Source organism: Actinoplanes sp. NPDC051343, assembly GCF_044455125.1.
In the GTDB taxonomy this organism is placed as follows: Bacteria; Actinomycetota; Actinomycetes; order Mycobacteriales; family Micromonosporaceae; genus Actinoplanes.
The window spans coordinates 57,900-80,340 of sequence record NZ_JBITEL010000022.1; the positions used below are offsets into that span (position 1 = coordinate 57,900).

At 71.2% G+C, this 22,441-nt stretch carries 1 protein-coding gene (running past one end of the window); it reads left to right on the forward strand.

The annotated features are described in order from the left end of the window. On the forward strand, positions 1-22,441 hold the 5' portion of the coding sequence (locus tag ACIA5C_RS45035; protein WP_396066767.1) for a hypothetical protein. It continues 8,114 nt past the right edge of the window; only the first 22,441 of its 30,555 coding nucleotides appear in the window; it begins with the start codon at positions 1-3; its stop codon lies beyond the right edge, outside the window.

Genomic DNA, 22,441 nt, shown 5'->3' on the forward strand with positions numbered 1-22,441 from the left:
ATGGGCATCGAGATCTCCGACGAGCTCAACGGCTTCCTCATCTGGATGTCGGGGGAGCAGTTCCCCAACACCGACGAGGACAAGTTGCGCGCGCTAGGCGATGTCCACATCGCGGCCGGCAACGGCCTGGATCAAGTTCTCCCGCTGGTGTCGGCCGCGATCAACTCGATGAGCAGCGGGGTGATCGGGGAGACCGAGAAGGCGTTCCTGAACGTCGCCCGCGACTACGTGGGCGAGAACGGCTACATCTCGGTGGGCTCGAAATACGTGACCCGCATGGGCGGCGCCATGCACGACCTGGCGACCCAGGTGAACTACTCCAAAGCGATGATCTTCGCCACGGTCGCCGAACTGTGGGTAGAACTGATGTTCGCGCTTACTTGGGCCTGGCTGGCCCCCGGCCTGATTGAAGCTTTCCTGGCCAGCCTCGTCAAGGGCCTACTCCGCATTCTGGCCGAAATGATCAAAATCCTGGTGCACATCGCGATGGCGGCGGCTATCGGCATCGCGATGCAGGTGCTGATGGACGCGATCGTGCAGCTGGTGCAGATCAAGCTGGGCGTCCGGCCGAAATTCGACTTCCACCAGATGTTCGAGGCGGTCAAGGTGGGAGCGTTCGGTGCGGGCATCGGCCTGGCACTGGGCGCGATCATGCCGATGCTGGGCAGTCTGCTGAAGTCGGTCGGCGGCGCCGCGTTCCGGCTCGGCATGAAGATGCTCGGGGATACCCTGCCGACGGACCTGAAAGACGCCGTCCTCAGCGCTGCTGACGATCTCCCCGGGCCCAAGCCGACGCCCGGCAAGGGGCCGGCCCCGGAAGTCGAGCCGCTGCCGGACAAAGCGCTGGACGGAACCGGGCCCGAATTGTCGCCGAAGCCGGAGAGGGACGGTCCCTCCGCACCTACTACCTTGCTGACCACGGGAGGGCACGCCACCGAGGCTTGGTACCACAGATACCTGGAGAACATCGCGCACGAGGCGGCCACCGAATTCTTCACCGAAGGCCTTTACGGCACCGCGACAGGGCAGGGCTGGCAATGGGGCTCGTCGCTGGGCGGCGCATCGTCCGGCTTCGTCTCCGGCACCGCCGAGTTCAGCGGCTCCCAGATCGGCGCCCACCTTCACCGGACGACCGGGTGGGGCTACACCGGCGGCGACCACCTGCACGATGACGGCACCAACCTGCCGCCGCCCTACGTCCCACCCTCGGACTCTGACCCGGTTCCGACGTACACACCCAGTCCGGGCGTGGGCGAGACGCTGCTCGCGGTCTCACCAGCCCAGTCCGATCCGGCCCAGTCCGATCAGACCCAGCCGGCACAGGACTCCGGTGGTGCGCCCGCACCGGCGCCCACCGAGCCGGCGCAGACAGCCGGTCCGGCCGATTCCCCCTCGGCCGGACCGGTTGCGCCGCAGCCGGCAGCGACCGCACCGGCGCCGGATAATGCCGTGACCGCGCCGGCGCCAGGTGGTGCGCCGTCGACTGACCCGGTCGTGCCGGACAAGACAGTGCGGCCGACGCCGGGCAGTTGGGCCGAATCCGGTCAGCAGGCTGAACCCTGGGCCGCGAGCGGACCCCAGTCGGCAGCGCCGTCACCCGCCCGTGCGATCTCGGACCCCGCAGCGGTCGGCCCGGGGTCCACGCCGGTCACCCCCGAGCCCGTGCCCGTCAGGGCCGGTCCCGCGGCCTTACTGGGAACCGGCCCGGCGCCGATTCCCCCGAGTCGGCCGGCCGACGTCACGGTCGGCGCGACCGGTGCGGACCCCCGGCCGGTGCCGCGAACGGTCCACATCGTACTTGACGGTGCGCCCACCGGCGGTCAGCTGCAAAACATCGAGGCTTGGACGGCCCACGCCTCCGGCCAGGGTTGGGAAACCAGAATCTGGATGACCCCCGGCGCGGCTACTGCGGCGCCCGGCCTTGAGTCCACCCTTCCCGGCCGGGTGACCGTCCTTTCCACGGACGCCGGGGCGTCCAACCCCGGCGGGCTTGCGATCCTGCATCAGCAGGGCGGTGTGCTGGTCGACCACAACCTCTCTCCGGCCGGGATCACCCTCCCGGACCGCGAGATCACGATGGACGCCGGCCCTGGCAGCGTTCCCTACCTCGGCGCAATCCTGCATGACGACACCGCCCTGCGAGCCGCCGCCGAGCAGGCACGGCACGCCGGCATCGCACTGTCCAGCACCGACCCCGCTGTGCTGCGCTCCTCGCCCGACGACATGCATACGGTGTACGGCTACGCCCTCAGCACCGGCCACCCGAGCCTGATCGCCGCCCCACCCGGCTCGGCGTTCCTGGCTGAGGCGGCCAGGGCCACAGCCCCACCCACGGCAGACCCGAGGGGCCCGAGTCCGGTCTCCGTGACCTTGGAGCGCCACATCCAGGCGACGGGCGGTCCGCTGAGCGTGGGACCGCATCCGATGCTCGCGCACCACTTCGAGCCACTCGGCTGGCCTGCCGCCAGCCACCGGCCGCTGCCGGCCGACCATGAGCAGATTACCTACCTGTCTCGCGGTGCGGTAACCGACGTGGCGGGCCGCCGGCACGACATCCCCGACGACCAGCTCTGCCTGGTGCTATTGGACACGCTGGGACGACGGCTCTACCCCGGCGGGATCCGGTCGGCGACCACCCGCGACGACGACGCGATCGGTCTGGGGCCGAGCCGCGGCCGCCTTGGCGGCAACGACTCATGGTCGCGGGTCGACACGTGGGCCGAGGTACGTGAGGCGGTCGTCTCGGCGGGGCCGGGCAGCACGGCGTTCGTTCATCTGAGCCGACTCAGCGGACCCGGCCACGCTTTCGCGATGCATCACCTGGCCGACGGCGCCATCGTGTGGATCGACCTGCGAGCCGATCCGGCGACCGCCAGCCGTTGGCTGTCCGACGTCAGTGAGACACCCGACAGCGTGCTGCCCCGCATCGGGCCGGCCGAGGCGCCACACCGTACGCGTGCGCTGGTGGTCGACGCCGGCGGTCACGTCCGGCCCGGGCTGCTCGGCGACATCGCCGAGTCGGGCTCGACCGCACGAGCACTGCTGGACGCCCCAACCGATAACCGTTATGCCGGGGCTGGCATCGAGGCCGAGTTCAATCATGCCCTCTTCCGCGAGGACGGCCGACGGCTCGTCCTCCGGGATTCCCTGGTCACCTCCGTGGACGGCTCCTTCGAGGTCAGCGTCGACCTGCGGCGGCTGCACTACGACGGCGAGGAGCAGGTTTTCTACGAGGCGGACGCCGAGGGGCGCCCGGCGGGACTGCCCGTGGTGGACGCCAAGATCCCGGAGTTCGTCAGCGGTGTTATGCGGGTGGTCGACGAGGAAGGCGGCGCCGACACGGGTGACGCGGACCGGTTCGATCCGGACGAGGTCTTTCGCCGCCTGGAGGAGTTCGACGCGATCCTGTCGACCGTCACCGAGGACGAGAAGGGCACGGCGCTGTCCAGCCTCATCGAGGGTCACGACGGCTTCCAGGGCGCACCCGGCACCGAACAAGTCCACGTGTTCTCGCACACCCGGGCGCGGACACCGGGTCTTTTGGTCTACCACACCTTCGGCGTCCCGATGACTGGACTGGGCGCGTTCCTGGAACACATCGCCGGCCACAATCGGGACTGGCCCGACCATCGCTACCTCGCCCGGTCCCACGTCGAGGACGCCCTGGACTTCGGTGGCATCCTGGCGACCCGTTTCCACGTGTGGTCGCGCGTTCCCGAGCACATCGTCCACCCCTCGGATTTGGCCGAGACGATCAACGACTCATGGCGCCAAGGTGTCGACGTCCGCAGTCACGCCGAACTGCGGGGCTTCGGTGCCCTGCTGTACCTCAACGCCGCCGCGATCGCCAGCTACCCCGATCGGCCGGGCCTGGTAAAGAACAACGTCCCGGTGGTGTCGCGCATCTCGATGGCCGACCTCAACCCCGGACTCTCCGCCGGGGTCCGCGAGTATCTCGTCGTCGACCGCGACGAGATCCACCAAATCTTCCGGGACGCCATCGTCCGGCGGATTCCGCGGCTGGAGGCCGACCTTGGGGGTGCCTCGGACATACTGGCCTACCGCGCGCCCGGGACGGCTGAGACGATCGCCGACTATCTTGACGGCGGTCTCTTCGGCCCCGGCTACGGTGCCTCGCAGGCCACAGCGCTGGGCATCTCGACCACCCTCGAGGGCCCCGACGACCACGGTGGCAGGCTGACGGTCCCCCTGGTCGTCGTCGAGGTGCGCACCTACGACAACAGCCTCGTGACCGTCCCGGAAGCCCGCGCACACCACGACCGAATGGCCGGCGAGGTCCGCGAGGAGTACGACCGGATCGTCGAGATCTCGGCTGGCGAACCCGATGCACGCGCGGCCGCCGACGAGATCGATATCAGGTTGCCGACCGAGCTCGACGATTCGCCGGCCGCCGGGCAGGCCCTGACCGCACTTCAGGCAGTGCACAGCGCGGGCGGCCATCGGCGCAACTTCGCAACCTTCATGCGAGCCTGGTCCAGCCTGGCCGACCTCAGCGGCGGCGACCGCGCCGCTCGCAGCGTGGTGGCCGGCGCTCTCCGAACGATGGCCGCGACCATGGCGACGTCGCCGGGATCCCGCCCCGCCGTCCAGGCGATCGCCGGGGCGCTCCGATCGCTCGACAGCGGCCGTGCCGAGCCGGCCGCGACGGCCGAGGCGCTGCTCGACCCGCCGCTCTGGAGCCGCGAGCCGCAGGCGACCGTGGGCGGTGGCGCCGGCCTGCCCGCCGCCGAGGCCTCTCACAAGCTCGCCGACCTGGTCACGACCGCGTGGCGGATTCGGGACCGTGTGCCGCCGGGATCGACGTCGATGGCGGCGTTGGCTGAATGGATCGGTTCCGTGGAGCCCACCACAGCCGTCGATCCCGATCACGCGTTCACCGACTGCGTCGTTCGGGCGGCCGGTGCCTATGTGGCCCTGCACGGCCGCCTGGGGCGCACGACAGCGGACGACACGTTCGCCACGACGCCCAGGCTTGGCCGCCTGCTCGAACTGCTAGGCGACCGCACCACCGCGGCGCGCGACGTCGATCTCGACGAGGTCTGGGCCGTCCTGACCAGCGTGCCGGACACCATGCTGCTGGTACACGAGCAGCGGTCGGCCGGCACGGTGCACGTGTCCTGGCTGGTCGCCGACGGGCGCGACAGGGAGCACGGCGTCCGGGTCCGCCGGGTCGACACCCAGATGGCCGGGCGTTTCGAGGAACGGGTGACACCGGCTGAACTGTCACGGAGCCAGACGCGCCTAATGCTGATCGACCCGTCCGGGCGGCCGGTGCCGTTCGACGACACGGTCGCGGCGGCCCAGCCGGCACGCGGCGGCGCCGCCTCGATCGAGCGGTTAGCGGATTGGTCGGCCCGGATGAGTGCGGTGCCGGGTCGGTCGCCGCGGCTCGACGTGCAGCTGGCCTTCGGCGCCTATTCCGCGATGCACGGCTGGCCGGTCGGCGCGTTGCCGGCCCGCGCCGGAGCCGACGAGCTGCTCGACTGGCTGGGCGGAGATCTCGTGCCGGCCAGCGAGGTGCATCTCGGCGAGCTGTGGCGGGTTCTGACCCACCGGCCGGGCGCCATGCTGCTCGTAATCGAACGCCCCGAGGGGGGCAGGGAGCGAGTCTCCTGGCTGGTCTCCGACGACCGCACCGGGGGCCCGTTGGTGCGCTGGGTGGAGAGTGGGGTGATGGGGCCTCCGGTTCAGCAGGACCGTGCCGTGCAGCGCCTCGGAGCACCGCAGACGCAGGTGTTGCTGGTTGGCCCCGACGGCGTGCCGGTGTCGGCGGCCGGACCGTACCGGGCCATCACCGAGGCGCGGGAGATTCTCCTGGCCGGCGACACCGGCCCTTCGATGGCACGCCTCGCCGGCTGGGTCGCCCGGGTGGAGCCGCCGGCGGGAACGATGGCCCTCGACCGGTTGGCCGACCATCTGATCCGCGCGGCCGGAGCCTTCGCGGCGCTGCATGGCGGTATGCCGGACCCGTTCGGTGCCATCGGCTCGTTCGCCAAACCGCGCATTGGTCTTCGCCGTTTCGACGCGTTCATCGCCGCTCCCGGACCGGATGCGTTCTACGCCCTGCTGGGCGTGGTGGAAGTGGTGCCGGCCGAGCTGGCCGACTTGGGCACGCTCTGGCACATGCTCAACAGCCGGCCGGACGTGATGCTGCTGCTGCACGAGGCGCCGCCGGACGGCTCGGAACGACTCCGGTGGCTGGTCTCCGACGGCCGCGGCGGTCCTGGGCGGACGGTGCTTCGCTGGATCGACACGGCGGCGGCCGGCCGTTTCGATCGTGCGGCCCGCGCCGCCGAGTTCATCGAGGCGGCCTCCAGGCCGGGCAGCCGGCTGTTGTTGTTCGATCAGCTCGCGATGCCGCGCGCGCTGCCGGTTCCCGGTCTCGCCCCGGTTTCCCTCATCCGTGAGTCCGGGGACCGCCCGCTTGTGATCCTGCCGGCGCCGGGCGGCCATCCGCTCGCCGGGGACGGCTTGCGAGACGAGATCCGGACTATCCCGGTTCTCGCCAGCGGCCCCGTCTTCGGCGCCGTCGCCACGCCTGATCCGCTGCGGGCCGGGCCGCTGTTGCTGACTCGCGCGGATGCTGTCACGGGGTCTGGGTCGGCGCAGCTGGAGCGGGTCGTCGAGGCGCTGCTGCCCAGTCTTCCGTCCGAGGCCGATCTGTCGCTCTACCTAGCTGACGCCACGCCGGCCGATGCCGAGTTGTACACCTCGAGTCTCGTGCAAGAGTTTCGCGCACGGGCCGCGGCCGGGCTCAGCGTGCCGCCCCGGGTTTACGTGATCATCCGCGACGGTTACCTCTTCGAGAGGCTAACGGTGCTCTCGAGGCTACCCCAGCCTGCCCCGGCGAGAGAAGGTCACACGCTCGAAACACCTGCCGTGGATTCCGAACCCGTCCGCGACGACTGGGCGGCAGACGAGCGGTGGGTCCCGTCGCTGGAGGTGCAGCCACCGTCGGAGGCCGGCGAGGACGGTTCTGAGCTTGACCGAGCCGAGGGCGACAGCTTCAGATTTGAGCGCGCCGCGGACGCGCCGCCACCCGCACGGCACCATCACGGCAGTATCGGAGAGCGTTTCGAGGTCTCTCCGCAACCGCTGTTCCGCTACTCGGACCCATACGGCGATGGATGGCTGACCGAGGAAATGGCCGATACCCTACGGCGTAGGGCCTACCGCTTGGGGGTGATCTCCGCGTTCGCGGAGGCACTCGGTATGCGCAGGGTCGGTGTCCGGCTGGTCGCCTCCCACGACGGGCAGTACGTCCCGGCCCGGGAGTGGCCGACGCACGAGTTGCTCCAAAGCATCCACGAGGACCTCATGCGCGGCTTCAGGGCGGGCTTCGACTCGCAGGCAGGGCTCATCGAACGGACCGGGCTCGACCGGCCGCAGGCGCGGGTGTTGGGGTTCTCGGGCGCCCGGCCGGATGAGCACACCCCCGATGGCTGGAACGTCGCTATCTACGCCGTCAACGACGTGGTTCCCGACTGGATCGAGCGACCCGGCTCGTATCCCCAAGAGAGCGGCCGCCTCCAGTGGACCCGGACGGCGCCGCGCGACACTGGGTTGATCGGATGGTCGGCTGATCACCGTGCGCGGCGCCCCGCGCTCTGGCAGCCCGCCCGTATCCGCCGCGCGCACAGCGGATACGCGGTCTCCTACGACTTCGCGGCGCTGACCACGGGTGATGCACGGATCGACGCCTACCGGATCTCCCTCGACCTGCAGCCCGGCACCGGCGTCACCGGGCAGCAACTCGACCAGTTACGCGCCCGGGTGTCGCAGGTCGCCGATCAGCTCAACGGGCGGTACACGCTTCCCGGCGGGGCGCTCTTCCACCTCGACCTGGCTTTCGGCGAGGACCTGCCCGGCGGATGGCGGATCACCGTGTCGGCACCCGGCTCGCCGGGCAGCAGCGGCTCGTGGAGCGCCGACTCGGTGCCCGAACACCTCACCGGCCGCCTCCTACGGATGCTCGGCGTCGATGACCCGCAGGAAGACATGCTCCTGAACATGGACACGGCTTGGGCGGTGCGCGAGGCACTGCTCGGACGGCCGGCGGTCTATGACCTGCGGGAACAGCCCATCTATCACGCACGGCTCGGTGACGTGTCGGACGACGACCCCGCGTTGACTTCACTCATCACCGACGTCGCCCGCGACGCCATGCTGGGGCGGTACCTCGGCGGCGACGCGGTGGACATCGGTATCGGCGTTCTCGACGGCGGCCGGCAGGTACCGCGGGAGCACTGGCGCATTGAAGCTCAGGAGCAGATCTTCGACGGGCTCCTCGAGGACCGAGCCGGCGCGCTGCTGGCCCGGATGGCGGCGGCCGGCTTTGGCCGTCTGCCCGCTCCGGGGGACGTGGTCGCCGCCGTCTCCAGGCAGCTGGACAGGTGGATTCCGCGACCGTTGTCCAGCGGCGCCGAGGTCTGGCTCCGCGCCGGTGCCAGCAGGTCGCGGTACTGGCTCGGTGACCTCGACACGACCCTGTCCAGGATGGCCCAGCCCGGCTGGTCGCAACCACGGGACGCGGTGGTCGGTATCGCCGCGGAGGTCGGCGACCTGGACATCGACTGGCGGCCGGTCACCCCGGCTCAGGACGGCGGCGGCGCATCACCGGCCTATTGGGCGGCACGATTGCAGAGCGGGGGGCCCGGCACGCCCGCCGTGTCGGCGTACCGCATCGACGTGGACCTTCGCGCCGGCGCGGGTGTCACCGACGCTGCTGTCACCGCACTGCGAGATGCAGCCGAACGGGCGGCCGGCATGCTGAACGCACGTTACCTGCTGCCCGATCGGACCCTGTTCCACCTCGACCTGCGTTTCACCTCCGACCCGCAGGCATGGCAGGTCGACGCGACCACCGGCGAGACGCCGGAGGTAGCCGGATCCTGGCCTGTGCACCTCGACGAGCGGCCGGGTGCGATCGCGGCCCGGCTGCTGTCGCGGCTCGAGGCCCTCGATCTGCCAGCTGACGGGCTACCGTCCAGTCATGCCGGCGCCCTGGATCTGCCGGAACCGGCGCTGGCCACGATCTGGCTCGGCCAGCAGTATCACCTGACCGCACCCCTGCAGACTCTCCACTACACCTCCCTTCAGGTGATGCCGGACGACGACGGGGTGTCGGTGACGGTGCCGCCCTCCAACGGCGCGGCTTCAAGAGCCATCGACCGGCGGTTCCGCGGACTCCTCCGCGACCTGCGATCGGAGGCCGCAGCACGGTTGCGCGCCCACATGACTCCCGTGGAGGTCATCGTCACCGGCCCAGAGGAGGCCGTCGCGATTCTGCACGACCTTCTCGACCAGGAGAACAACTGGCCGGACGACCCGGCCATCCAAGCCGATCCGTTCATCGCCACGCTCGCCCGCGAGGGCGTGCGGCCGTTCATCGTCATAACCGAGGTGCGCGAGGGGCACGGCCGCACCGGCCAGATCCAATATCCCGGTAGCCACCGGTCGGTCTCCCGCCTGCCGGACGGCGCCGGGTTCGACGGCGACTCCCAGGATCCGGGCTGGTGGTGGCTCGACCGTCCCGGCCGGGGTGCGGAGGTGGCGGCTGTCGGGCGATTCCGGCGGGTCGCCATCGACGATGGTTCGGTTGTGGAACTCGCGGCGGCCGAAGACGCGTGGGTGTTCCGGCTGCCGGTCGCGGCCCCGGCGGCGGTGGTGGACGACGTGATCGCATCGATCAACGGGCGGCTCGCGCTGCCGAGCGGCGCGGAGCTGCACCTGGTTCTGGAGCCGGAGGCGGCCCCGCAGCGCGACGTGGCGCCCGCCGAGGTTCTCCGCGAGGTGCTGTCCGTGCTGGGGGTACGGGCGAACAATGCCGTCTCCGCGACCGGCAACGGACTCCTGGTGAGCCCGCTGGCTCTCGCACAGGTTGAGCTGCACGCCCGGCAACGGTGGGCGTCCGGAACGCCGACGAATCGGCGCAGCCTGCCGGTGCGGCCGACGGCGGCCGAGCCCATAACAGCCGCAGTGGAACAGCCAACGGCTGCGGTGCGCGATCTTGGCCACAGCCGGTGGGTGGTGGCGCCACCGGCGGAGGTAGGGGGCCGGCCGGCGCCGGCCGACGTGTTGGCGCGTGCGGTCGACCATGTGATGTTGCCGGATCGCGCGGTGCTGGTCACGGGGTTCTTCTCGGCTGAGGACGGGGGGACGGTTCGCAGCCGGCAGTGGGGTTTCGTGACGGCCGGCCGGCTTCTCGACCTCGCTGCCGCTCCCGCTGGCGGTGACCGGCTGGTCCTCGTGGTCTATCTGCACGTCGCGGGCGGCGACTGGCGGGTCCTGGCGCGGGCGTTGCGGGCGGAGACGGAGCAGCGCTTGCTAAATGGTCAGCCGGGCCCGCTGGGAGTGGTGGTCGGCGTGGCTGGCCCGGCGGTCAACTGGTCGGCCTGGCTTGCGGGGCACAGCGGCGCGTGGTCCGTGACGACTCTCAAGTCAGCGGTGGCATTCGTTCGGGAGAAGACGCCCGCCGACCTGTTCGAGATCCAGGTTCGTCGGGTCCTCGACGGACTCACGCTGCAGATCAACGGGGAGCGGCTGAATCGGGCCATCGAAATGCGCCAGGGCAATGACGGTGGGCTGCCGGCCTGGGCTGAGGAATCGCCCGGAACGCTGCCCGGCGGGGCGTCGCACACCGTCGCGGTTCCGGTGCGGCCAGGGGCTACCACGGCCGAGCAGATGGAGGCGGCCCGGCGCTGGCTCGACGTGGGCATGTTGCGCGGGCCGGCCGCGCCGTCGGCGCCGACGGTCCCGGTCGAGCTCGGCAGCAGCCTGGCTGCTTACCACCTGGACCTGCCGGCCACTCACTTGGGACCCGCGACGCAGGCCACCGTGGTACGCCACGAAACGGCCGGCCTGATCGGATCGGCGGGGATCTGGGTCAACCACTATCGGCGGTCCGACGGGCCGGGTTTGGTGGCGGTGCCGCTGGGATGGGGCTTTCAGGGTATTCCGCAGGATCAGTTGACGTTGGAGGCGGCGTTTCCGCCGGAGCTGGTCGAGCGGGTGACGGTGGAGCCGGGCGGGTTGGTCGACGGTTTGTCGCAGCTGCGGTTGACGGTCAGGGGAGAGCCGTCGATCACCGCCGAAGAGTATCTGCGGTTGATCGGGGTGGATCCAGGCGCGGCGGCAGATGCCGAGCGGCCGGTGGTCGTGTTGACCGATCCGATCGAGGCCGCAGTCTCCGCCGATCCGGATGCACAGGCCAGCCGGCAGGAAATCCGGGACAGCGAGGGTTCCTTCATCGAGAGACTGTCCCGGCATGCCACCGTCATCTTCGCGGTGCGGCACGGCGAGGAAGGTCACGAGTGGCGTGCTCGCTACTCCCCGGAGACGATGTCGAACGGCTCGGACCATCTCGTCACCCTGCTCGAGGTGCTGCCCGGCACGCCCGCCCCCCGGACGTACCTGCAGTCGTTGGAAAATATGTCGAGCGCCAGCATCACCGATTCCGCTCACCCGGTCGTGCTCGCCGTCCGCCGAGGCCTGCGGGACCGGCCGGGCGGCGCAAACCAGCCGAATCTTGATGTCTGGCTCAACCCAGACTATTTGGGCGACATGGTGCGGTCGGGCGGTCCCGGGCTCATCCTCGGCGTGACGCAGCCCGGCAATGACACCGAGCATTACGTTCAGGTCCGGATGCCGGCGAGGTTCGTGCGCACGATCAGGGACGGCGACACGGTCGTGGGCGTTGACGTCGACGAGCTACGTTCGTGGGGTCCGGTCCTTCAACAAGGTTCCCCGAGCATCCTTCAGGTGCCGGAGGACCTCCCGATCGAACGGCGCATCGTCCGGCTGCTCGACCCGGAGCCGGACGGCGTTCCAAACTTGACTGGCGCGTTCCGCGCCGCCTACGCCCTACGGCTCCTGCTCGCCGCCGGCGACTTCCCCGACCCCGAGCAAGTCGGCCAGGCCCTCACCGCGCTGCCCGACCCCGACCCGTACACCGGGACAGTCTTCGTCCCAACCCTCCCGGAGTCCCGCCAGAGCCAGATCGACGCGCTCACCACTGCCGAAACCGCGTCCACGCGACCGGTGGTCATCGGCCGTACGTCTCGGGCGCCGATACCCGACTCGGACATGCCCCTTGTCGAACTGCACGTGGACAGCCCGACGTCCGCATGGAACCTGGGCCCGTTCGCCACCGGAATGGTCGCGATCCGGCCCGGCGTGGTGTTTCGCCTCGAGGAAGGCGCGTCGGCAGAAGCCCCCGTGACCAAACTGCGGGAGGCCGAGGATCCGGTCAGTGTTGAACTTGCCAACGGTGGCCGGGCCTACCTCAGCGGGGCCGCCGTGGCCGCCGCGCACGCCGACCGGCTGAATCTCCAAGCGCAGCATTACGCGTCGGTAAGCCGCAATGCCGACGACGACTGGCAGTGGAGCCACCAGGACGTCGCCGAGGTCCCGTGGGCGGCCGAAGCGCTCCTTTACGGCGTGGTGGCTCATGGACGGGACGGTGAGCTGAGACTGCCGGCCACACCGGCCGAACGCGCCCGGTTCGGCGCGCCCCACCCGGTGCCGCCTTCCGGCACCCGTCTCGGTACGCACCTGCGCCGCCGGCCAAGCCTGCACAAGCTAGGCCCGTCGGCGCAGGTGGTACTGGCGGTGTGTGAGGCCGGCCGGCAGTCCAACGGTGACACCGTCGCCCAGCAGGTTGCCGACGTCACGGGGCGGGTGGTGTGGGCGCCCACCACCGCTGTGGTCGTGCTCGACGACGGCGAGGTGAACATGGGCCTGGTCCGGGACTCCGCCGGTGCGCCCGGGGAATGGCTCGCTTTCCGCCCCCGCACGAGCCCGTCGGCCCGCCCCCTGCTGCCCTACCTCGCTAGCGTCCGGCCGGTCGAGCTCGGGAACTCCTACGGCACACGAACCGTCGACGGCAGTCGCCCGGCCCTGTCCGACCGGCCGATTCCCCGCTCTGTTCTGGCCCGACTGCGGCGCTGGGCGGTCGCGCTGGTCCGCCGGCTGCGCAGCCTGCGGTTCACCGGCCACTCCCGAGTGAGCCCCGCGCAGGCCCCGGCCGTCGCGTCGAGCGTCCGGCGGCCGCCGGCCCGCGTCCGCCGTGTCCCGGCGATGCGGCGCGCCCCGCGTTCGCGCTGGGAGTTGGCTGTCACACCACGCCCGACCCGTTTCGACATCCCGGCTGCGTCGGCACGGCCGGCCCCCCGGCTCGGCCGGGCGCACGACGCGACGGCCGAGCGCGCGCACCTGAGCCCGCTGGGCCTTCCGCTGATCGTCGTTACCCCGCCCGATGGCGGCGTTCACCCGCAACCACCGTGGTACTTCACCGAGCTGGCATCGTTCGGCGACGGCGGGGTGGTGTCGGTGCCGCCGACCGCGCACGTGGTCGACGCCTGGGCCGCCGACATCCGTAACCAGATGCGGACCCGGACCCCGACGGGACGGTCGCTCCTGCGAGCGGACGACGGCGAGCTCGACCACCTCCGCGAACAGCTCGTCCGGGCACTTCGCCAGACCGGCCCGGAGCACTGGGAGATGCTGCTCCGGCACGGGATCCACCAGGTGCACGGCAACGTGCGGGTGGACGTGACCCTGCGGCTGGACGACCTTCGCTACCAGGAGCCGACCGGCCACGAGGCCGACCTCACGACCTATCAGAGCAAGTACGGTGACGTCACGATCGCGCGTGGCTCAAGCTTCCGGCGGCCGCTGGGTCTGAGCCTCGGCCTGGACGCGGCCTTGTTTCTCGCCTCGCTGTTCACCGGGGCCGGCCTATCGCACCTCGGCCTGCGCCTCCAGACCTCGCTGAGCCGGGACCTGACCGAACACCACGGCACGACGAACGAGGTCCAGTCCGGCAACCGGGCGCTCGTCAACGCCCGGCACCAGTTCGGCGCCCGAGTGACGCTGTCCACCCGGATCACCGACCGCGGCCGCCCACTCGACGAGGCGGATCAGCCACGCGACATCACCCTTCCCGACCCCTTGACGATCGCCTTCCCGCAGGCGTTCTCGGTCGCCCAAGGCGCCGTGCAGGTGCCCGCTGACGAACGGAGCGCTCAGATCCTGTCCAGGACCACCACGAGGGTTCTCGACAGCCGGGTCCTCCACAACATCGACTTCACCATCAATTCTCTCGATCCCCGTCCGCTGATGACGGCTGTGCGTGAGCGGCTGACGGCTCTGCTGCACGACGCGGCGATCGTCGAGGAGCTGATGAGCGACATCGACGGGGCGGTCAACGAGCGGACGCTGAAGGACCGCAGCCAGTACTGGCTCAGCGGCAGCTTCGTCTCGCGGACGTTCACCTCCCGCGACCGGGCCTTCGCCGGCCATCTCATGCTGAGCGGGGAGCCGATCGAGGTCGCCGAGCTGGGCACCACCGAACCGATCTTCCTGCGCAACGACATCGCGGACACCTACACCGCGCGCTACGGAGAGAACCTGAGCGAGGGGGCATCAGTCAGGGTCGTCTCCGAGTTCGCCCTGCTGGACAACGATCATCTGATCACGCCGGGCGCCGAGGTCGGTGCCCGGTCGACGTCGACGCACATCCGGACAATCGGCGCCCAGGGGCAATCAAAGATCGCGCTGATGCGCAAGGAGCCGACAGTGCGCTACCGGACCAGATTCCGGTTCACCGCGACGATCGAGTCCACCACCCACGGCCGCCACACGCTGACCACCGGGCTGTACGGCGAACTCGGCATTGGCCGGCAGTACGACCGGCTGTTCCGGCGCGACGCTCTGACCCCGGGGGTCGAGCCGGCCTCGCCGGGCCGCGTACGCCCCAAACTGGTGCCGAGATTGCCCATTCCCCGGCGCGTACGGAATCTGCGTGACCTTCTGCGGGCTAGCCGAGCTGACCATCCCGACCCCGCGGCCCCGCGCCATGGAAAGCACCGGCTCCTGGCGGCGCTCACCGGGCCACGCATACGAAAGAACCCGGTCCGGATCGACGTGGTAACGCTCAACGGGCCGGTCGACAGCGCCACCTGGCGGCGCCTGGTCGCCCAGCCGAACGTCCGGTGGACCGGCCCCGGCGCCCGTATCGATCCGCTGCGCGAGCCAGCCGAGTTCCGCTATCGGGTCCGGCCGGACGGCGTGGTCGAGAGCGGCTTCCACGCGCCCGTCCGTCCGCTGCCGCCGCCGTTCCCCCGACACGGCATCAACACCCCCGGGGCGCTGCTGCGGCTGGCCGGGGCGCGGCCGCTGCAGTTACTGCTGCCGCCCGGAACCACCGCGCCGGAGCACATCGGGGCCGCTGCTGGCCGGCCGGAGGTGGTCCGTGTCTGGGCGGCAGTGCTCGCACACCCCAACGTCCACCTGGTCGACGACGACGGCGCCGACCTGGTCACCGGCACGATCTTCCGGTACGTCGTGGACGAGCGCGGCACGATCACCGGCGCGCTGCGGTTGGCCGTGTCACCCGACCTGCCGGAGTCGCAGTACCGGCCGTTGGAGTGGGTGCGCAACCCCGCGGCGCCCGTCACTGCCGACCCCATTGCGGCCTGGTACGAACCCGTGCTCGCCGACCTCGATGAAGCCGGGTTGCCGAACCTGCGCGCCTTCCTGATCGAGGGGGGCGTGCCCCAGATCGATGTGACAGACCGGCTGAAGGCGGCACCTGACTCGGCTGCCCTGGCCGCGCTCCACCGCGCGCTGGCCGGGCTAGAGGCGTCGGCCGGTCCGGCGCCCACCAGCCGGTTCGTGCTCGACGTGCGCCGCACCGGCGACGGGCAGGTTCCGGTCGAGTTCGGACCCGGCCGGGTGTGGCGGCACCGGTTCGATCCCGCCGCCCTGGAACCACCTGCGCTCGCGGCCCGGACCGGGCTCGGCCCCGGCGTGGTCCGGGAGGTGCCGGGCGCCGAGAACGTCTTCGCGGTGGCCCGCGACCTGCTGCGGCACCAGGTAGCGGCGAGCGGCGCCGGGCCGCGGATGACCGACACGGACTGGGGCGGCGTGGACCGGGCGCTGGCCGCCCGGTTCGGCGTGCCGGGCATCCGGGCCGGATACCCCGACCTGGCCGCCGGGAGCAGCCTGCAGTACGAGGAGACGATCGGCGACGTAGTCTTCACCGTCGCGGTCGCCGCCGAGCTGCACGAGCTGCTCGACAGCGCGGCGCCGCAGGCCGGCCTCAACCTCGACGTGCAGACCAAGGGCACGGCCATGCTCGACATCGGCGAGAAGCACAAGCAAGGCATCGGCGCCGGCGTCGACCTGAACACCCGGGCGCACATCGACGGCACGTTCAGCCTCGACATCAACGGGCCCAGCCTGGAAAGGGAGTGGGAGCACAGCACCGAGCTGATGGCGAGCATCGGCGCGAAGGAATACCACCGCCGACGCACCACTGGGGAACACGTCGCATTCGAATACCGGTCGGCGTACGTCGTCACCGTGACGAGCCGCGCGCGTTCCGGTGACGTGGTCGCCGCGGCCTCGCGGACCATGACCGGCGACGAATATCGCACCCGGGTCAACGTGGCCGAGATCTTTCGGCCACTGGAGCCGCTGACCGCCGATGCGATACGCACGTTCGGTGCCGTAGAGGCCCGCACCGGCCGGGTGAGCGACCTGCCCGGATGGATGAGCCTGCCAGACGGTACTGCCGGCGCCGAGGTGCACCTGGCCGCTGACGATTACACCGGGTTGTTCGTCAGCCTGGAGGGCACCAGCGAGATCGCTGACATCGCCGCAGCGATGGTCGAGCGCGCGACCGGTGGACGCTGGCGGGGGACCGGCAGCGACTTCTTCAAGCAGATGCTCGCCGCGACCACCTCGACGGCGGCCCGCAACGACGCCCCGGAACAGTTGCAGCGGGGCTTCACGCGGACCTTCCTCGAGGCGAATCTTCGTTGGCTGCTCGACCAGGACGGGCTGGTCGTGCGCCTGCCTCCGCAGAAGGACCGCAACCGCGACGAGCGCTTTCCGGACCGGCGCGACTGGGCGGTGGTAATCAAATTGCGGCTGTACAATGTGGACGCCCGGGCCGCGCACAGCAGCGCACCGCTGGAGCAGTACACCGAGGCCGACGCTCGGCACCAGCGGACCACCGATCGCGGCTGGCGGACCTCGACCGGAGTCGGCGTGGGCGTCGTGCTGTCACCGGACGCGCATCACGTGCCCTCGCAGAGCGGCCCATCGGAAGGGCCGAACGCGCCGGTGGCGAACCGGCGGACCGGCGACCAGGTCAGCGCCGGCACCGGCGCCGGGGTCTCGTGGACGTCTGGGGTGGAGCGGACCACGATCGGTGGCACCCTGCACACCAACCTGGCCACCTACGCAAGCACCGACGACTATCCGACCCACCTGTACCGGGCCGACGCGCTCTACGAGATCCGGATCGTGGATTGGCACGAGTCCCGATGGCACCGGTTCCGGTCGTCCGAACGCGAGCCGACCCTCGTACGGGTGCTCAGCGGCGTCGAGCTGAGCGTGCCGCACGTGCTCGCCCTCGATCTGGCACTGCCGGTGACCGGCGGGGTGGCCACCCTGCCCATGCCTGCGCGGCCGCCGGCGTTGATCGACGCAGATCTGGCCCACGGCATGTCGCAGGTCACCCGGTTTCGCTCCGGGGGCGTGCTCCCCCAGATCGTCGCGTGGCTCACCGAGCATGGTGTGCTGCATGACGGCCGCGAACAGCTGCCGGTGGACGTTCTCAGCGCGGTGCGGGTCGCATTCCGCGACGAGTCGCTGCGCGCCCACTTCGGTGCCCTGGTCACCACCGGGCTGATCCAAGTCATGGACACTTGGAGCAGCGGCGTACGGGTGAAGCGGACCGCGATCCGGGTGTTCGCCACGCCGGCGGCCGAAGGGAGCTCGTACGTGCGGCCGCGCCCCGACGTGAAGGGCACCAGCGGCGGGCAGGGCTTCAGCCAGAGCAGCGAGTTCCAGGTGCGCGAGACCGAGATCTCCGCCCACGCGCACGCCGGCGCCCGGTACGGCGGCGCCGACGGGCTGCGCGTGCCGTTCACCGCCGAGGCCAGCACACAACGGGAGTGGCGCAGCAAGCAGGGCGCAAAGTGGACCGATCGCGACTTCCGCCGCTCCACGGCTCAGGACAGCTCCCAGGAGTTCGCGGAGGACTACGACTTCTACGTCGAGATCTTCCAAACCCGCAAAGATCTCGAGCCGGTCCGCCTCGCCGCGGCCGGCGTCGCGCTCGCGGCCCGCGGAATCGAGGTGCTGACCGACGGCAAGAGCTGGCGGTGGTGGCAGGATCACCGGCCGACCGGCTCCGACGTCGGCACGGTGCTGGGCCCGCTGAGCGGCCGTGCCCAGTACACCGTGCCCACCCATCTCACCGTCGCGGGCCTGCGCCCGGAGATCGCCGCCGCGCCGATCAGCCTGGAACTGAAGGTGCAGCAAGCCCAGGTCCCGCCCGCACCGACCGGTCTGGCCCACGGTCTCGCCACCCATGCGCAGGCGCTGGCGTTCCCGGGTGTCCACCTGGTCATCCCGTGGTTGCAGGTGGCGGGCAGTCCGTGGAGTCACGCCCGGTTCGCCGAGGCGCCCGATCCCGATCCGACTCGACCGGTCTTCAGCTCGCGGCTGGCCCCGGGGGACATGTCCGGTCAGATGATGGCCCTGGGCATGTACGGACTGAACCTGCCCGCGAACATCGCGAAGATGCTGCGCGGCGAGTACCGGGCCCCGCTGTCGGACCACCGTGACGGCGTACTCCTGCAGGTCGTTCCCGCTCGCGGCCGGTTCATCACGCGCGGGCCGTACCAGAGCGTCTCGAACTTCCCGCAGAGCAGCATCGAACCGGACGCGGAGTACGAGTCCGGCGCCGGCACCTCGTTCGGGCTCGGGCTCGACGGCGGGCACAACGCGGGCCGCCCGATCGGCACATCGGACGAGCCGACCCTGCTCAGCGGCGAGGGCATGCTGACCTCGGGCCGGCGGAATCGGGAGACGTCGCAGGCGTCGTCGCAGGGTGACTACGTCGAGCACAATCAGGAGCGCCGGGGCGAGTTCGACTACTACGTCTTCGACGTCACCTATGTGCTGGCCGGGCCGCACGGCGTCACCGTCGAGGCCAGGCTGGAGAACGGATTCAAGGCAATCCTGCCGGCCACCAAGACTGCCGAGCTGCACCGGCAGGAACCCGCGGAATTCGAGGCGCCCCCCGTCGACGTGGACGCCATCGCCGCCGCCGGTCGGACCCCGAGCGCTCGGGCCAGCGAGCTGGCCGACCGCCTGCGGACAGCGGGCACCACCCGGGCCTGGACGGTGTCCTGGACGGATCCGGCGATCCGGACCCTCGTGCAAGCCACCGCCGAATCCCTCGGCCGCCAGGTCGACGTCGTGCATCGCGACCACATCGGCACCACCGAGTTCGTCCGGGTTAGTCCGTCGCCCTCGCGCGCCTTCGGCGCGCCGAACCGTGCCCTCCAGCTGCCGTACTATCCGGCGGCCGGCGTGACGTGGATCCCGTTCGGGGTCGCCTCGACCGGCCGGCCCAACCGCACACCGGACGAGTTGAGACAGATCGTCGAGCACGTGGCGGCCACCTACGGCCGTACCGCGGACCCGGCCGAATGCCTGACCCTGGTACGGGAGTTGCGGCGCCGTCTCTACCGGGGTACGGCCGCCGACCTTGCCGTGTCGGCGCGGCCTGAGACCCGTCTCCTCGCGGCCGCAGGCTGGGGCCGGCCGTGGTCGCTGAGCGAGGCCGAGCGGGCGGTACGCGACGCCGGCTTGGGCAGCACCGTGTTCATCATCCGCCGGTACCGCGACGCCCCCGGGCACGCGTTCGCCGCCCACCACACCACCGACGGCGTGTGCTGGGTAGAACTGCAGGCGGCGGACCCCGCCGAGCGGGTCAGGCCGTCCGGCGCCACACCGGACGAACCCTGGGCCGGCGCCTACCTGTCGGCCGTCCTGGTCGACGCGACCGGCACAGCCATCGACGGCGCCTTCCCGCCGGAGTCCCGGTCGGCCGCCATGGCACTGCTGGATCCGCCCCGGGTGCCCGACGTCGGCGCTCTGAACCCTCAGCCTCGGGGACAGGTACGGCCATTCCCGCTGGGGCAGCAGCTTGGCCCGGAGCAGATCGCCACCGTCACCGCCCAGGCGCTCGCCGCGGCAGCCGGTTCGCCGGAGGCGGCGCGCCCGTTCCGCGTGTTCCACGAATTGACCAATCGGTTGTTCCCCAACGGCGCGGCCCTGGGGGTGTCGGCCGCCGACTTCGGCTTGGGGGGCCGGCCGGCCCTCGCGCCCGGCTGGCACGCCGTGTCCTGGCCGGACCTGGATCCGATAATGCGGCACCAGCAGACGGGCGCCGCGGCCGTGGTCCTGATCGGCAGCCCGAACGGCGGGTTCACCGGCGCGCGTTTCGCCTACCGCACCTCGGACGACACGGTCGTCTGGATCAACCCGGACGCACCCGCCGGACGGCAGGTCCTGCCGGTGCCCCACACCGCCGACCCCGCCGACTCCCGGGCCTACGCTGCAGTCGTCGACGACCGCGGCGAGTTCGTCCCAGACTGGGCAGCCACGGTCGCCCACCCGGTGCCGCCCGGCCGGGCCGACGGCACGCCGTGGTGGCACCACACCAGCGATTCCGCCACGCACGACGTGACCGCCAACTGGCTGTTGCCCGGCCTGACCGCAGCGGCGACATGGTTCGCCTCGCGCCAGGCCGGGCCTGGTCCCGCCGGGCCGCCCTGGCACAGCGGGACGCAGGCCGAAATGATCCAGAGCCTGCACGTGTACGCGAACGGCGGCAGGCCCGGCGGTCGTAGTCTGACCCACGTCGACGCGTTCCGGAACCTTGCGGTCGCCTTGTCCACGGCTCCCGAAGACGCCGCCGGCCTGGTGATCGTGGGCGTGCGCGAACGGGTGCCCGGAGGCCACGTGCAAACCGGCCGGGTTCTGGTGGTCCAGCGCGATCACCGCGGCGTCCAGTTCGTAGACCCGCTGCCGCCTTCGTCGCCGGCCTCCCTGCCCCTCAACCCGGCGCAGATCCTGTTTCTGCCGGTGGGCCCGGCCCGCGTCCCAGCGGTCGGGATACCTGTCAGCACCGACAACGTCCTGCTGTGGGACGAGAACGTCCGCCATTCCGAGGCGGCGGCCAACCCCTCCGGGGCGCAGACCGAACCGAACCGGGTGCGCTCCCGGGCCGCCGCTCTCGGCCTCACGCTGCGCGTGCCAACGGCCGGTCCGCTGGACCCCGGCAGCCACTCCACGCACTCCTCCAACACCGCGCTGCCGACCGCCGCCGGCGGGCTACTCCACCGCATGAGGCAGCCCGGGCTCGACACACCACGGCCCGCCCGGCCGGACTTCCTGTCGGCCTTCGACCACGACCGCGTGCCGGTCGACCGACTCGCGACGATGTTGACGCTGCTCGACCTCACCGACCCCGCCCGCGCGCCCGGCTTCACGCGACGGCCGATCGGCCCGGATCGCCTGCGGCCCTTCAGGAACCTGGTCCGCTCAGACCCGCGACCGACCCGGTACTGGGCCCGAACCAACGCCACCATCCCGGCCGACTTGCGCTGGCTTCCTGACACCCTGGAGTGGCCGCGCCTGGTGCATGTGGTCTGGCCCGGCGGCTCCGCCGACCGGAGCGCCGCCGCCGGCCATCTCGAGTCGCTGGCGCGCGCCGCAGCAAAGAGGTACGCCATGGCGGTCTGGACCGATCTCCCGAGGTCCGCCTTCACCGACGCCGGCCAGCGGCCCGACAGCCCGGCCGGACAACTGCGAGACCTCGTGCTGCGCCTGCGCGACCGAAATCCAGCCCTTTACCTGGTCAACGCCGACGAGGTGTTCCACGCCGACGCCCCAATGATCGCCGGCGACTACTACCACGCGGAGAGGCAGCGGCAGAGCCCCGACGGCTGGTCGGCCGCGGCGGACATCCTGCGCCTGGAGGTGACGGCACGCTTCGGCGGCCTCGCGATCGACCTCGCCGGGCCACCTGTCGACGAGGCCTCCTTCGCCTCCGGGCTGCACGATGAGGTGGAACAGGCCCGTCGCGGCAACGGCTACGCGATCTCACGCCGGCCGGACGGCGGACCCGGCGCGCTGCTCGCCGCCCGCGGGCACCCCTTCATCCGCCTCTACCTGCGCCGGCTGGCCGAACACCGCGACCGGCCAGGAGACCAGCGGCCACCCGCCACCACCCGGGCGGACGCCGAACGCATCGCGCTCGGACAGAGCCCGCCGGCCCCCCGTCCGGTGGTCTCGGTGCTCGACGGGATCCTGCAGGACATCACCGCGGACGCCGGCACCGTGCCCGCCATTCGACACCTCCAGCTCGGCACGCACGCCCGGCCAGATGCTCCGGCGACGAACGAAACCGATTCGCGGCCCTTCCGGCCCCACCGGCACTACACCGACGGCGAGGCGCCGGAGGCCCTCGCCGGCGTGATCCGCACCCTGATCGCAGGCCTGCACCGCCGCGGCGGCGACCTGCACCTCACCGAGGTGGCCCCGGTGATCA